Raw genomic sequence first — 14168 nt, 5'->3', positions numbered from 1 at the left:
AGGTGTCGAGCAGCAATCCGCTGCGTGACCCCGCGGACCGACGGCTCCCGCGCATCGCGGGGCCGTCGGGCCTGGTCATCTTCGGCGTCACGGGCGACCTCTCCCGCAAGAAGCTGATGCCCGCCGTGTACGACCTGGCCAACCGCGGCCTGCTGCCGCCGGGCTTCTCGCTGGTCGGCTTCGCCCGCCGCGAGTGGGCGCACGAGGACTTCGCGCAGGAGGTGCACGACGCGGTCAAGGAGCACGCGCGCACGCCCTTCCGCGAGGAGGTCTGGCAGCAGCTCATCCAGGGCATGCGGTTCGTGCAGGGCACGTTCGACGACGACGACGCCTTCGAGCGGCTGCGGTCGACGATCGAGGAGCTGGACAAGGCCCAGGGCACGGGCGGGAACTTCGCGTTCTACCTCTCGGTGCCGCCGAAGTCCTTCCCCGTGGTCATCCAGCAGCTGAAGAAGCACCAGCTGGCCGACCAGACCGGCGGCTCCTGGCGGCGCGCGGTCATCGAGAAGCCGTTCGGCCACAACCTGGAGTCGGCCGAGGAGCTCAACAAGGTCGTCCACGAGGTCTTCGCCCCGGACCAGGTCTTCCGCATCGACCACTACCTGGGCAAGGAGACCGTCCAGAACATCCTGGCGCTGCGCTTCGCCAACACGATGTTCGAGCCGATCTGGAACCGGTCCTTCGTGGACCACGTGCAGATCACCATGGCCGAGGACATCGGCATCGGCGGCCGGGCCGGCTACTACGACGGCATCGGCGCCGCCCGCGACGTCATCCAGAACCACCTGCTCCAGCTGATGGCGCTCACCGCGATGGAGGAGCCCGCCTCCTTCGACGCGGACGCGCTGGCCGCAGAGAAGACCAAGGTGCTCGGGGCCGTGCGGCTGCCGCAGGACCTGGGCCGCGACACCGTGCGCGCCCAGTACGCGGCCGGCTGGCAGGGCGGCACCAAGGTGCGCGGCTACCTGGAGGAGGACGGCATCGACGCCTCCTCCAAGACCGACACCTACGCCGCCGTGAAGCTGGAGATCGACAACCGCCGCTGGGCGGGCGTCCCCTTCTACCTGCGCACCGGCAAGCGGCTCGGCCGCCGGGTCACGGAGATCGCGGTCGTCTTCCAGCGGGCCCCGCACTCCCCCTTCGACTCGACGGCCACCGAGGAGCTCGGCTCCAACGCCATCGTCATCCGCGTCCAGCCGGACGAGGGCGTCACGGTCCGCTTCGGCTCGAAGGTGCCCGGGACCTCCATGGAGATCCGGGACGTGTCGATGGACTTCGCCTACGGCGAGTCCTTCACGGAGTCCAGCCCGGAGGCGTACGAGCGGCTCATCCTGGACGTCCTGCTCGGGGACTCGAACCTCTTCCCGCGCACCGAGGAGGTCGAGCTGTCCTGGAAGATCCTCGACCCGATCGAGGAGTACTGGGACACCAACGGCAGGCCCGCCCGGTACCCGGCCGGTACCTGGGGGCCTGTCGAGGCGGACGAAATGCTCGAGCGACACGGACGGAGCTGGCGCCGGCCATGAAGATAGACCTGACCGACACCACGGCCAGCAAGATCAACAAGGCGCTGGTGCAGGGCCGCCGGGCGATCGGCACCCCGGCGGTCGGCATGGTGCTCACGCTGGTCATCGTGACGGACGAGGAGAACGCCTACGACGCGCTGAAGGCCGCGAGCGACGCCTCGCGCGAGCACCCCTCGCGCACGCTCGTGGTCATCCGGCGCGTCTCCCGCTCCCCCCGAGACCGCACGCAGTCCCGCCTCGACGCGGAGGTCCGGGTCGGCGCGGAGGCCGGCACCGGCGAGACCGTGGTGCTCCGGCTGTACGGCGAGGTCGTGGACCACGCCCAGTCGGTGGTGCTGCCGCTGCTGCTGCCGGACGCCCCGGTGGTGGTCTGGTGGCCGGTGAACGCGCCGCTCGACCCGGCGAAGGACCCCCTGGGGGCCCTCGGGCAGCGCCGTGTCACCGACACCTACGCCTCCGAGCAGCCGGTACGGGACCTCGCCACCCGGGCGGGCACCTACACCCCCGGTGACACGGACCTGTCCTGGACCCGCATCACGCCCTGGCGCTCGATGCTGGCGGCGGCGCTCGACCAGGTCACCTGCGAGGTGCAGGCCGTCGAGGTGGAGGGCGAGGAGTTCAACCCGAGCTGCGAGCTGCTGGCGATGTGGCTCGCGGACCGGCTGGACGTGCCGGTCAAGCGCTCTCTGTCCGGCGGGCCCGGCCTGACGGCGGTCCGCATGGACACCGACTGCGGCCCGATCCGGCTGGACCGGGCCGACGGCTCCCTGGCGACGCTCACCATCGAGGGCCAGCCGGCCCGGGCGGTGGCGCTCAAGCGCCGGGAGACGGCCGAGCTGATCGCGGAGGAGCTGCGGCGGCTCGATCCGGACGACACGTACGCCTCGGCGCTGCGCTACGGGGTGGACCGGCTGAAGGACCCGGGGACGGCGTCGGCCTCGCGGGGCTCGCGGGAGCGGGCGGTGGCCAAAGGAGACCGGGGTTCCGGCGGACAGCCCGGACAGGGCCGGCTCGGCGTCCCCCTCCCCGTCGAGGAGGCTGCGAAAGCTCCCGCTGCGCAGGCGACGGCGCAGGCACCGGTGAAGCAGGGCCCGCCCACACCGGAACCGGTGCGGAAGGGGGACCCGGCATGAGCACGGCACCCCAGCTGGTCGTCCACCGCGACAAGGAGCTGATGGCGCAGGCCGCGGCGGCGCGGCTGATCACCCGGATCGTGGACGCGCAGGCCTCCCGGGGCTCCGCGTCGGTGGTCCTCACGGGCGGCCGCAACGGCAACGGCCTGCTGGCCGCGCTGGCGGCGGCGCCCGCCCGGGACGCGGTCGACTGGTCGCGGCTGGACCTGTGGTGGGGCGACGAGCGCTTCCTGCCCGAGGGCGACCCGGAGCGCAACGTCACCCAGGCCCGTGAGGCGCTGCTCGACGCGGTCCCGCTCGACCCGAAGCGGGTGCACGCGATGCCCGCCTCGGACGGGCCGTACGGCGACGACGTGGACGCGGCGGCCGCCGCGTACGCGGAGGAGCTGGCGGCGGCGGCCGGGCCCGAGGACCACGGCCCGGTGCCCGCGTTCGACGTGCTGATGCTGGGCGTCGGCCCGGACACGCACGTGGCGTCGCTCTTCCCGGAGCTGCCGGCGGTGCGTGAGACGGAGCGCACGGTCGTCGGCGTCCACGGCGCGCCCAAGCCGCCGCCGACCCGGGTGACGCTGACGCTCCCGGCGATCCGCGCGGCCCGCGAGGTCTGGCTCCTGGCGGCCGGCGAGGACAAGGCGCCGGCGGCGGCGATCGCGCTGTCCGGCGCGGGCGAGATCCAGGCCCCGGCGGCGGGCGCCCACGGCCGCGGCCGCACCCTGTGGCTCCTGGACACCGCGGCGGCCTCGCAGCTCCCGCGGTCGCTGTACCCGCCGGCCTAGGTCGCCGCCCGCCCGCCACCGGTGTCAGGACGGTGGCGGGCGGGCGAACCCGCGGGGCGCCGGGGCTACTTGACCGACCCCGCCATCACGCCCTGGACGAAGTGCTTCTGGAAGGCGAAGAAGACGACGACCGGGACGATCAGGGACAGGAACGCGCCGGGGGCCAGGACGTCGATGTTGCTGCCGAACTGGCGTATCTGGGACTGCAGTTCCACGGTCAGCGGCTGGGAGGCGCTGTCCGCGAAGAGCAGGGCCACCAGCATGTCGTTCCACACCCACAGGAACTGGAAGATGGCGAGCGAGGCGATCGCCGGGCGGCCGACGGGCAGGACCAGGCGCGTGAAGATGCGCCACTCGCTGCCGCCGTCCATCCGCGCGGCCTCCAGCATCTCCTTCGGCATCTCGGCGAAGTAGTTGCGCAGGAGGAACACGGCGAACGGCAGTCCGTAGGCCACGTGGAAGAGGACGACTCCCGGGATCGTGCCGAACAGGCCCAGCTGGCCGAAGAGTTTGGCGACCGGCAGCAGGCCGATCTGGACGGGCACCACCAGCAGCGCCACCACCACCAGGAAGACCGGCTCCCGCCCGGGGAAGTCCAGCCAGGCGAAGGCGTATCCGGCGAGGGCCGCGACGACCACGACCAGCACCGTCGTCGGCACCGAGATCAGCACCGTGTTCCAGAACGCCTGGGTGATGCCGGCGTTCTGCAGCAGCGAGGAGTAGTTGTCGAAGGACAGCTGCCCGGGGGTGGAGAACACCGTCCACCAGCCGCCCTCGGCCGTGTCCTCGGCGGACCGCAGCGAGGAGAGGAACAGTCCGGCCAGCGGTGTCATCCACACCAGGCCGACCAGGACGAGGAAGGCCTGGACGACGCCGTTGCCCAGGGAGCGCCGTACCGCGTTCATCGCTGACTCCTTCGGAAGCGGCGGACGTTGAAGACCATGGCGGGGACGACCAGCAGCAGGAGCAGGACGCCGAGCGCGCTGCCGAGGCCCTGGTTGTTGCCGCCGCCGAACGACACCAGCCACATCTGCGTCGCGAGCACGGTCGCGTCCTCCTGCACGGGCCCGGGCGCGATGATGTAGACGAGGTCGAAGACCTTCATCACGTTGATCACGAGCGTGACGAAGACGACGGTGAGGACCGGGGCGAGCAGCGGGACCGTGATGCGGCGGAAGATCTGCCACTCGTTGGCGCCGTCCATCCGCGCCGCCTCCAGGGCGTCCCGGGGCAGGGTGGACAGGCCCGCGCCGATGAGGACCATCGCGAAGCCGGTCCAGATCCACAGGTAGGCCCCGATGATCGCCGGGGTGACCAGCGCCGGGCCCAGCCAGGAGACGCCCTCGTAGGGCGGGGCGAAGTTCGACGACGGCAGCCTCACCGTGTACGAGCCCGGTTCGAGGCCCTCGAAGCGGAAGGAGCCGTCGGAGGTGGTGGTGGCCGTGGCGACCGCCTCGCCGCCCCGGACCGCCTCGACCTCCATCTGCGGCAGTCCGCTCTCCCGCGGGTCGACCTCGCCCTGCTTCCCTCCCCCGCCGGGGGTGAAGTCCAGGTAGACGACACCGCGCAGTTCGTCCGTGGCGGCCTTCCGCCCCACCGCCCCGGACGCGGGCCGCGCGTCGCCGGGCAGGTCCCCGGGCTGGACGCCGACCAGGCCGAGCGTCACCGCGTCCCCGGGCGAGACGGAGGCGCTCGTGCGGTAGGAGCCGTCCTTCTCCTTCGTCAGGCCCTGCCCGTCACGCGCCCGGGCCGTCGGGTAGGAGGAGCGGCCCTCGAAGGCGTCGTGGACGGAGACGACCGCCGCGTTCAGCACGCCCTTGTCGGGGTCCTCGTCGTAGGCGAGGCGGAAGATGATGCCGGCGGCGAGGAAGGAGACCGCCATCGGCATGAACAGGAGCAGTTTGAAGGCGGTGGCCCAGCGGACCTTCTCGACCAGGACGGCCAGGATCAGGCCGAGTCCGGTGAGCAGGGCGGGGGCCACGACGACCCAGATCGCCGTGTTGCGCACGGCCTTGAGGGTCGCCGGGTCGCGGAACATCTCGGTGTAGTTGTCGCCGCCGACGAAGGTCGTCCCGGAGGCGTCGAAGAGGCTGCGGCCGACGCTGAACAGCACGGGGTAGACGACCAGCGCCCCGAGCAGCAGCAGTGCGGGCAGCACGAACAGCGTGGCGACGACCTTCCCGCGCCGCCGCAGGCGCCGGGTGCGGTCGGCGACCGGGGTCGGCGGCGGGGAGCTCGTCTCTTTCACGAGGGTCGCGGTCATCGCGTATCAGCCCTGGTACGCCTTGGCCGCCGCGGCCTCCAGCTTCGCCGCGGTGCCCTTCGGGTCGGAGGGGTCGCGCAGGAAGTCCTGGAGCAGCTTCCACTCGCCGGTGCCCTTCGTGCCGCCGAAGGCCGCGGGGGCCTGGTCGGACATGTCGAAGCGGACCGAGTCGCCGGCCTCGACGAGGGACTCGGCGGTGGCGCGGGTGACGTCGTCGCCGTAGGCGGCGAGGTCGAGCTTCTTGTTCGGGGACAGGAAGCCGCCTGCCTCGGCCCACACCGCGGACGCCTCGGGGGTGGCCAGGTACTCCAGCAGGGCCTGGGCGGCCTTCTGGTTCTTGCCGTCCTTCAGGACGACGGCGGCGTCACCGCCGCTGACGACCGGGGCCTCGCCCGCGCCGACGGCCGGGAAGGGGAAGAAGTTCGCGTCCTCGCCGACCTTCCTGCCGAACTGGTCCTTGGCGACACCGGCGACGAAGTCGCCCTCGTAGACCATGCCGGCCTCGGGCTTGGGCCCGAACACCTTCTCCACCGAGCCGGGGAAGTCCGTGTTCAGCGCGCCCTTCTGGCCGCCGGCGATGAGCTGCTTGTCCTTGAACAGCTTGCCGAGGGTGGTGAGGGCCTCGACGACGGAGGAGTCGGTCCACTTCAGCTCGTGCGCGGCGAGGGCGTCGTACTTCTCCGGTCCGGCCTGGGAGAGGTAGATGTTCTCGAACCAGTCGGTGAGGGTCCAGCCGTCCTGTCCGGCGACGGAGAAGGCGGCGAGGCCGGAGTCGGAGACGGTCCGGCCGGCCTTGAGCATGTCCTCGTAGGTCTTCGGGGGCTTCACGCCGGCCTGGGCGAGGGCGTCGGGGCTGTACCAGACGGTCGACTTGTGGGCGGCCTTGAAGTACAGGCCGTACAGCGTGCCGTCGACGCTGCCGTAGTCCTTCCACACCGGCGCGTAGCCCGCGTCGACGGCCTGCTCGGTCTTCTTCGACAGCGGCTTGAGCCAGCCCTTCTGCGCGAACTGCTTGAGCACGCCGACCTGCGGGACCATCACGACGTCGGGGGCGTTGCCGCCCTCGATCTTGCTGCCGACGACGGTGGAGACGTTGTCACCGGTGGACGTGAACTGCGTCTTGGCGCCGGTCTTCTCGGTGAAGGCGTCCAGGACCTTCTGGAAGTTCTTCTGCTCGGTGCCGGACCAGACGCCGGCCACCGTGACGGTCTGGCCGCCGAGGGCCTTGTCGCCGCCGCCGGCGGAGACGGGGCCGCCGCCGCAGGCGGTCGCGCCGAGCGCCAGCACGAGGGCGGTGCAGCCGGTGAGCAGGGTGGTACGTCGCATCATCGTCGATGTCCCTTCGGAGGGTTCGCTTGCGGGGAGTTCGCTCGCGCGGATGTTGCTTACGCGGGTGTCGGCCGCGCGGGTGCGGCTTGCGCGGGTGTCACGCGTGTGGTGTCGCTTGCGGAGTGGTCAGGTACGGATCCACCAGGCGGCCGTCGAGCCGGAGAGGACTCCGGGCGGGCAGGAGCCGCTGGCGAGCAGGGGGGCGCCGGGGACCGGCGCGGGGGTCGGCGCGGTGCCGAAGTTGACGGCGCAGACCAGGTCGCCGCGCTCGAAGGCCAGGACGCCGGGCGGCGCGTCCAGCCAGCGCAGCGTGCCCTCGCCCAACTGCGGCAGGGCGGCGCGCAGTTGCAGTCCGTCGCGGTACAGGTGCCAGAAGGAGCGGGTGTCGGCGAGGGCCCGGTCGGTGGCGTACTCGGCGAAGTACTCCGGCTGCGGCAGCCACGGCTTGGCGCTCTCGGCGCCGGGGGTGAAGCCGAACGGCGAGGCCTGCCCCGACCAGGGCAGCGGCACGCGGCAGCCGTCGCGGATGCGGGCCCTGCTGCCGGTGCGGCGGAAGATCGGGTCGGTGAGCACGTCGTCCGGCAGGTCCACGACCTCCGGCAGGCCGAGCTCCTCGCCCTGGTAGATGTAGGCGGCGCCGGGCAGGGCCAGCATGAGCAGCGCTGCGGCGCGGGCGCGGGCGGCGCCGAGGCCGCTGCCCTCGGTGGCGGGTTCGCCGTAGCGGGTGACGGTGCGGACCTGGTCGTGGTTGTTGAGGACCCAGGTGACCGTCGAGCCGGTGCCGGCGATGTCCTGCATGGCCTCGGAGATGACCTTGCGGAAGGCGTCCGGGTCCCAGGGCGCGCTGAGCAGGTCGAAGAAGAAGGCCTGGTGGAGTTCGTCGGGGCGTACGTACCGGGCGTGCTCGCGTGCGGTCGGGACGGAGACCTCGCCGACGAGGAGGCGCTCGGAGCCGTCGCGCCCGGTGTACTCCTCGCACAGGGAGCGCCAGCGGCGCCACACCTCGTGCACCTCGGGCTGGTTCCAGGCGAGGGGGTTGACCGAGTCGCGGGTGCGGGCGTCGGCCTCCGGGTCGTCGGAGTCGGGCAGCTCCGGGTGCTTGAAGAGGCCGGCGGCGACGTCGATGCGGAAGCCGTCGATGCCCCGGTCGAGCCAGAAGCGCAGGATCCGCTCGAACTCGGCGGGGATCTCCGGGTTGCGCCAGTTCCAGTCCGGCTGCTCGGGCGCGAACATGTGCAGGTACCACTGGCCGGGCCGGCCGTCGGGCTCGGTGATCCGGGTCCAGGCGGGGCCGCCGAACATGGAGTGCCAGTTGTTGGGCGGCTCGCACCCGTCGGGGCCGCGGCCGTCGGCGAAGTGGAAGCGGGCCCGGGCCGGGCTGCCGGGCGGGGCGGCGAGCGCCTCGCGGAACCAGGGGTGCTCGCTGGAGCAGTGGTTCGGGACGATGTCGAGGAGCACCTTGACGCCGAGCCGGTGCGCGGAGCCGACCAGCAGGTCGAACTCGCCGAGGTCCCCGAAGACCGGGTCGACGTCGCAGTAGTCGGCCACGTCGTAGCCGTGGTCGTGCTGCGGCGAGGGATAGAAGGGGCTCAGCCAGATCCCGTCGACGCCGAGCTTCTTCAGGTAGGGCAGTCCCGCGCGGACGCCGGCGAGATCGCCGACGCCGTCGCCGGTGCTGTCCAGGAAGCTGCGGACGTAGACCTGGTAGATCACTGCGTCACGCCACCAGTGGTGCCTGTTCAACCCATCGACCTGTCTCTGAGAGGGGCAGCGGTTATGCATGCATGTTAAGTAGGCGTGTCGAGAGGGTGTCAATGAAAAGGCAGAAGCTACCGGGCAGTTGACATGGGGCAAACCGGAAGGAATGGGGCACATCGCGGCCAGTTGAGACGTCCGCGTTACCTAACAAGTAAGTAGAAGAGCCGGGGGTCGGCTGCCCGGGTCCGGCTAGCGGCGGGAGATGAGGGCGAGTTCGCGCGCCAGCCGGCGCACCGCCGCCTCGGGCGTCTGGTGCCCGGCCATCGCGTCGTGCACGACCGCCTGGACGACCAGGCTGACCTGGTCGTAGCGCGGGCTCTTGGGGCGCGGCTCGGCCGCGATCACGCTCTCGCGCAGGGTCGGCAGGTACGGGAACCGGCGGATCAGGCCGGGGTCCCGGTAGAGGTCGGCCCGGACGGGCGGCAGCGCCCCGCGCGTGAGGACCTGGCGCTGCACGGGTTCGCTGGTGAGGTAGGCGATCAGCCGGGCCGCCGAGTCGGGGTGCCGGGCATGGGCGCTGACGGCCAGGTTGGAGCCGCCCAGGACGCTCGTCCCGGGCCCGTCGCGGCCGGGCAGCGGGACGGCGCCGATCTTCCCGGCCACCCTGGAGCCCGGGGCGGAGGCGCCGACGTAGGCGTAGGGCCAGTTGCGCAGGAAGAGCAGCCGGCCGTCCTGGAAGGCCTGCTTGGACTCCTCCTCCTTGTACGCCAGGGCCTTCTGCGGGATCCAGCCCTCGCGCACGCCGCGTGCCAGGAATCCGATGCCCTCGCGGGCCGCGGCCGAGTCGACGGTGACGCGCTCGCCCTCGTCGCCGAGGATCGAGCCGCCCGCCGAGTACACCGCCTCCGCCGCGTTGACGGTGAGGCCCTCGTACGGCAGGAACTGCCCGGCGTACCCGTCGAGCCCGTGCTCCGGGGCGATGGTCTTCGCGTAGCGCTCCAGCTCCGCCCAGGTGCGCGGCGGATCGACGCCCTCCTCGGCGAGGACGTCCTTGCGGTACAGCAGCAGGCCCGCGTTGGTCACGTAGGGGACGGCGTAGAGCCGGTCGTCGTAGGTGGCGGTGTCCACGACCGGCGGGAGGAACGTCTTCAGCGGGAACCGGTCGCGGGGAAGCGGCCTGATCCAGCCCGCGGCGGCGAAGTCCGAGGTCCAGTTGACGTCGATGTTGAGCACGTCGAAGCGGCTGCGGTCGCCGTCGCGCAGATCGGTGATCATCTGCGCCTGGGTCTCGTCGGCCGAGTCGGGCAGTTCGACGAGGGTCACCTTCTCGCCGGGATGGGTGCGGTTCCAGCCCTCCAGCAGGGGGCCGAGGTAGCCGGTGAGGTCCCCGGCGGTGGCCAGGGTGAGCGGACCGCGGCCGCCCCCGGAGGGCTCACCCGCCTGTGCTCCGGCGGCGACGTGACCGGTCAGGACCACGACGAGAACGAGAAGGCCCCTACCGGCGGCGTGGATCCACCGCATAGGTTCCTCCCTGTACCCCGGCGACGGGCACCCTTGCCCGGATCAGAGGCCATGTATACCTGTTAGGTATGGGCGATACTAGGGCCTGGAGCACATTGGACCGGACAGGAGGACTGCACGCGTGCGCCTGCCCCTCCTGGCTCTCCTCGCCCGCGGACCCGCCCACGGATACGAGCTCAAGCAGGACCTTGAGCAACTGCTGGGCTCCGCGTACCCTCAGCCGAACGTCGGCCAGGTCTATGTGACCCTCGGCCGCCTCGAGAAGTCGGGACTGATCGAGGGCGAGGACGTGGCACAGTCCAGCCGGCCCAACAAGAAGGTCTACCACCTCACCGAAGCCGGGCGGGAGGCGCTGCGCGCCTGGTTCGAGGAGCCCGAGGACGAGCCGCGGGTGCGGGACGAGTTCTTCATGAAGCTGGCGCTCGCTCCGCAGACCGGACTCGCCGACCAGGTGGCCCTGATCAACCAGCAGCGGCGCCAGTACCTGAACACCATGCGGCAGCTGTCCAGGCTGGCCGCCGCCGAAGACCGCGACAACCGCATCGCCCACCTGCTCATCGAGGGCGCGATGCTGCACCTGCAGGCCGACCTCGACTGGCTGGAGCGGTGCCAGGAAGAGCTGGAGGAGCTGGAGTGAGCGACGACCGTCCCGCTCCTGTGCTGCGCGCCGAGGGCCTGGTGAAGACGCACCACGGCGAGGGCGCGCCCGCCCGCGCGGTGCGCGGGGTCGACCTGTGCGTGCGGCGCGGCGAGTTCGTCGCGATCACCGGCCCCTCCGGCGCCGGCAAGTCGACGCTGCTGCACCTGCTCGGCGGGCTCCAGCGGCCCGACGCGGGCCGCATCTGGCTCGACGGCGAGTGCACCGACACCTACGGCGAGGCCCGCTGGGCCGTGGAGCGCCGCAAGCGCATCGGGATCGTCTTCCAGTTCTTCAACCTGGTCTCCAACCTGTCGGTCGCCGACAACGTGGAGCTGCCCGCCCTGCTCGCCGGGACCTCCGCGAAGCAGGCGCGCGCCGAGCGGCAGGCGCTGCTGGCCGAGCTGGGCCTGACCGGCAAGGAGCGCAGCATGCCGGGCGAGCTGTCCGGCGGTGAGCAGCAGCGCGTGGCCCTGGCCCGTGCGCTGGTCAACCACCCGCCGCTGCTGCTGGCCGACGAGCCCGCGGGCAGTCTGGACAGCAAGGGCACCCGCGAGGTGATGCGGCTGCTGTCCCGCTTCCACCAGCGCGGCCAGACGATCCTGCTGGTCACGCACGACGCCCGGCTGGCCAGCGCGGCGGACCGGGTGATCAGCTTCTTCGACGGCCGGATCGCCGACGACGCCGAGCTCGACGGCGGCACCGCTGCGCCGCGCCGCGCCGGGACGTCCGGCGTGCTGGAGCTGCGGGACTGACATGCGCGTGTACGACGACCCCCGGAAGGGCTGACCCGTATGCGAGCCACCCTGCGCTGGGCCCAGTCCGATCTGCGCACGCACCGCGGCGAGGCGCTCTTCCTCGTCCTCGCCACCGCGGGCATCGTCGCCTCCCTGCTGCTGGCCACGGCCCTGTTCGGGTACGCGACCAACCCCTGGCAGCGCGTCTTCACGCAGTCGCAGGGCGCGCACGTGTGGCTGCACACCGACTCCTCCGCCGACGCGGGCCGGCTGGCCGCGCTGGACGGTGTCGACGAGGTGGCCGGGCCGTATCCCACCGCGGCCACCACCGTCTCCGCCCGCGGCAGCCGGGCCTCGGTCGAACTGCGCGCCACCGCGCAGCGCCCGTCCGTCGGCCGCCCGCCGCTCGTCTCCGGGCACTGGCTGGACCCCGCGGCGCCCGACGGCGTGGTCCTGGAGAGCCGCCTCGCCCGCGCGCTGCTGGTCCAGCCCGGCGACACCCTGGACGTGCCCGGCACCGCCCGGGAGCTGACCGTCGTGGGCCTCGCCGACAGTGCCGAGCCCCGCTACCGGCCCGGTGAGCAGCCGGGTCTGGTGTGGGCCCTGCCGTCGGCCGTGCCCGACCCCAGGGGCCAGGTCATCGGGCTGCGGCTGACCGACCCGGGCGACACGTCCTACCTCGTGCAGCGGGCCGTGACCGTACTGGGCGCCGGCGCGATCGGCGAGGTCTCCACCTGGCAGCAGGCCCGCGCCGAGGCCCAGGGGGACAACCGGCTCCTCGGACAGGTGCTCGGGCTGTTCGGCCTGGGCGCGCTGGTCGCCGCCGGCTTCGCGGTGCACGGCGCGATCGGCACCCGCATCCGGGGCCATCTGCGGGACCTGTCGGTGCTGAAGGCGATCGGCTTCACGCCGGGCCAGGTGGTCCGTGTCTTCCTGTTGCAGCACCTCGCCTACGCCCTGCTCGGCGCGGTGTCCGCCGCCGCCCTGGCCGAGGCCCTGGGCAGCCGGATCCCGGGGCGGCTCGGCGACGCGGTCGGAGTGTGGCAGGGACTGCCCGGCCACACCGCGGCGCTGCTCGTGGTCCCGGCGGGGGCGGTGCTGTTCATCGGCGCGACCACCTCTCTCGCCGCCTGGCGGGCCGGGCGGGTGCCGCCGGTGCCGGTGCCCCGGCCCGCCGCGACCGCGGGCGGGCGGCTGTCCGGCGTGGCCCGCCGGGCGCTCGGTGTGCGGATGCCGCCCGCGCTGGTGCTGGGCTGGCACAAGGCCTTCACCCGGCGCCCCCGCTCACTGGCCACGGTCGCCCGCCTGACGCTGCCGCTGCTGCTGATCGTGGTGGCGGTGAGCGCCTGGACCACCCTCGACCGCTTCCACAGCCGGCCCGAGCAGGTCGGTCTGCCCACCACGCTGAGCGTCCGCGCCGACGCCGGAGCGGACGAGCCGGGTGTCCGTGCGCTCCTGGAGGACGACCCGCAGGTCGCCGCCGCCTACCCGGGCGTCGAGACGGCCGCCCTGGTGCCGGGCCAGACCGCGACCATCGCCCTGCGCGGCCTCGGCACCCACGAGGAGCCCTACCCGTACACGCTCGCCGAGGGCCGCCCGGCCCGGGGCGCCGACGAGGCCGTGGCCGGGCAGGGGCTGCTGGACCTGCTGGACGTGCGCGTCGGCGACTGGGTGCGCATGACCGTCGGGGACCAGCCGCAGATCCTGCACATCGTGGGCCGCAGCATCGAGCCGGAGAACGCCGGCCGGGTCATCTCGACGTCCCTCGACACCCTCCGCGCCAACGACCCCGGGCTCCGCCCGACCCTCCACGAACTCCGGCTGAAGCCCGGCGCCGACCCCGCGGTGGTCGCCGAGCGGCTCACCGCGGCCGGGCACGGCCGGCTCGACGTGCACGCCGTGACCAACCCCGCCGACGGCCTCTCCCCGCTGCGGGCCGTGGTCGCCGGGCTGATCGCCGTCCTCGCCCTGATCGGGCTGATCGAGCTGCTGACCGCGATCGGCGGCACCGTCCGCGAGGGTGAACGGGACCTGCTGGCGCTGAAGGCCATCGGCCTGTCCCCCCGCCAGATCACGGCGATCACCGTCACGGCCACGGGACTCACCGCCCTCGCGGCCGTGCTCGCCGCCACCGCCCTGGGTCTGCCCCTGGCCCACTGGCTGATCGACGCCCAGGGCAGGTCGAGCGGTATCGGCGCGGGCATCGCGCAGGGCCCCTCCGCGCTCCTGGTGGTGCTGCTCGGAGCGGCGGCGGTGCTCTGCGCGGCCGCGCTGGCCGCCGTCCCCGCCGCCCGCTCGGCCCGCCGGCGCCTCGCGGACACCCTCAGCGCGGTGGCCTGACGCCACATCGCGAGGTCCGGCGGGAAGCGGCCGGCGCACTGCCGCCCGCTTCCCCCGTCCGGCGACGGTCACCGCCGACGTGCCGTGCCCGTCACCGCCGGTCGCGCAGCTCCCGGTAGGCGGCCACCAGTGCGGCCGTGGAGGGGTCGAGACCGGGGACGTCCGCGCCCTGGGTCAGGGCGGGCTCGATGCGCTTGGCGAGGACCTT

General features: G+C 72.9%; 11 protein-coding genes. 6 read left to right on the top strand and 5 right to left on the bottom strand.

From position 1 onward, the window contains the following. The first annotated feature begins 2 nt into the window (after nt 1-2). From zwf to pgl, 3 genes are read left to right on the top strand one after another with little or no spacing between them, the layout of a single operon-like run. Nucleotides 3-1526: a glucose-6-phosphate dehydrogenase gene (zwf, locus tag ACFYWG_RS31620; protein ID WP_376326065.1), complete on the top strand. Its 1524-nt coding sequence runs from the start codon at nt 3-5 to the stop codon at nt 1524-1526. Then, a complete protein-coding gene (opcA, locus tag ACFYWG_RS31615; protein WP_376326066.1) occupies nt 1523-2659 on the top strand; it encodes a glucose-6-phosphate dehydrogenase assembly protein OpcA in 1137 nt (378 codons plus the stop codon). Before zwf ends, opcA begins: the two co-directional genes overlap by 4 nt. Next, the gene (gene pgl / locus ACFYWG_RS31610; protein WP_376326068.1) at nt 2656-3435 is read left to right on the top strand and encodes a 6-phosphogluconolactonase; all 780 of its coding nucleotides are present in this window, start codon (nt 2656-2658) and stop codon (nt 3433-3435) included. The genes opcA and pgl overlap by 4 nt, the downstream gene beginning before the upstream one ends. A gap of 65 nt (nt 3436-3500) precedes the next feature. On the opposite strand, the gene ACFYWG_RS31605 is transcribed toward pgl, so the two are convergent. The 5 genes from ACFYWG_RS31605 to ACFYWG_RS31585 all read right to left on the bottom strand — a co-directional run bounded on the left by ACFYWG_RS31605 (nt 3501) and on the right by ACFYWG_RS31585 (nt 10246). Beyond that, nucleotides 3501-4340, bottom strand: coding sequence for a carbohydrate ABC transporter permease (locus ACFYWG_RS31605; RefSeq protein ID WP_376331872.1), 840 nt, complete (start codon nt 4338-4340; stop codon nt 3501-3503). Beyond that, nucleotides 4337-5698 carry an ABC transporter permease subunit gene (locus ACFYWG_RS31600; protein WP_389204354.1) on the bottom strand — a complete coding sequence of 454 codons (1362 nt, stop codon included), beginning with the start codon at nt 5696-5698 and terminating at the stop codon, nt 4337-4339. The genes ACFYWG_RS31605 and ACFYWG_RS31600 overlap by 4 nt, the downstream gene beginning before the upstream one ends. Nucleotides 5699-5704: 6 nt before the next feature. Continuing rightward, nucleotides 5705-7027 carry an ABC transporter substrate-binding protein gene (locus ACFYWG_RS31595; RefSeq protein ID WP_376331876.1) on the bottom strand — a complete coding sequence of 441 codons (1323 nt, stop codon included), beginning with the start codon at nt 7025-7027 and terminating at the stop codon, nt 5705-5707. 126 nt (nt 7028-7153) lie between these two features. Further along, entirely contained in the window at nt 7154-8809 is a 1656-nt protein-coding gene (locus ACFYWG_RS31590) for a glycoside hydrolase family 13 protein (protein ID WP_389204353.1), read from the bottom strand. 165 nt (nt 8810-8974) lie between these two features. Further along, nucleotides 8975-10246: an ABC transporter substrate-binding protein gene (locus tag ACFYWG_RS31585; protein ID WP_389204352.1), complete on the bottom strand. Its 1272-nt coding sequence runs from the start codon at nt 10244-10246 to the stop codon at nt 8975-8977. 121 nt (nt 10247-10367) lie between these two features. Here ACFYWG_RS31585 and ACFYWG_RS31580 point away from each other — a divergent pair, with 121 nt between their 5' ends. From ACFYWG_RS31580 to ACFYWG_RS31570, 3 genes are read left to right on the top strand one after another with little or no spacing between them, the layout of a single operon-like run. Continuing rightward, on the top strand, nt 10368-10883 hold the full coding sequence (locus tag ACFYWG_RS31580; RefSeq protein WP_376331881.1) for a PadR family transcriptional regulator: 516 nt from the start codon (nt 10368-10370) through the stop codon (nt 10881-10883). Next, nucleotides 10880-11638, top strand: coding sequence for an ABC transporter ATP-binding protein (locus tag ACFYWG_RS31575; protein WP_389204351.1), 759 nt, complete (start codon nt 10880-10882; stop codon nt 11636-11638). Before ACFYWG_RS31580 ends, ACFYWG_RS31575 begins: the two co-directional genes overlap by 4 nt. A gap of 39 nt (nt 11639-11677) precedes the next feature. Next, nucleotides 11678-13960: an FtsX-like permease family protein gene (locus tag ACFYWG_RS31570; RefSeq protein WP_389204350.1), complete on the top strand. Its 2283-nt coding sequence runs from the start codon at nt 11678-11680 to the stop codon at nt 13958-13960. Nucleotides 13961-14168: the final 208 nt, after the last annotated feature.

It is taken from the genome of Streptomyces sp. NPDC003456 (assembly GCF_042878735.1).
Lineage (GTDB): Bacteria > Actinomycetota > Actinomycetes > Streptomycetales > Streptomycetaceae > Streptomyces.
The sequence above is the reverse complement of the archived record's forward strand: the minus strand, read 5'-3'. Positions and strand labels throughout refer to the sequence as shown.

Coding starts and splice junctions, on each gene's coding strand:
- ACFYWG_RS31590 (WP_389204353.1), bottom strand. CDS start 8,809: ATGCATAACCGCTGCCCCTCTCAGAGACAGGTCGATGGGTTGAACAGG.
- ACFYWG_RS31600 (WP_389204354.1), bottom strand. CDS start 5,698: ATGACCGCGACCCTCGTGAAAGAGACGAGCTCCCCGCCGCCGACCCCG.
- ACFYWG_RS31605 (WP_376331872.1), bottom strand. CDS start 4,340: ATGAACGCGGTACGGCGCTCCCTGGGCAACGGCGTCGTCCAGGCCTTC.
- ACFYWG_RS31595 (WP_376331876.1), bottom strand. CDS start 7,027: ATGATGCGACGTACCACCCTGCTCACCGGCTGCACCGCCCTCGTGCTG.
- ACFYWG_RS31570 (WP_389204350.1), top strand. CDS start 11,678: ATGCGAGCCACCCTGCGCTGGGCCCAGTCCGATCTGCGCACGCACCGC.
- opcA (WP_376326066.1), top strand. CDS start 1,523: ATGAAGATAGACCTGACCGACACCACGGCCAGCAAGATCAACAAGGCG.
- pgl (WP_376326068.1), top strand. CDS start 2,656: ATGAGCACGGCACCCCAGCTGGTCGTCCACCGCGACAAGGAGCTGATG.
- ACFYWG_RS31585 (WP_389204352.1), bottom strand. CDS start 10,246: ATGCGGTGGATCCACGCCGCCGGTAGGGGCCTTCTCGTTCTCGTCGTG.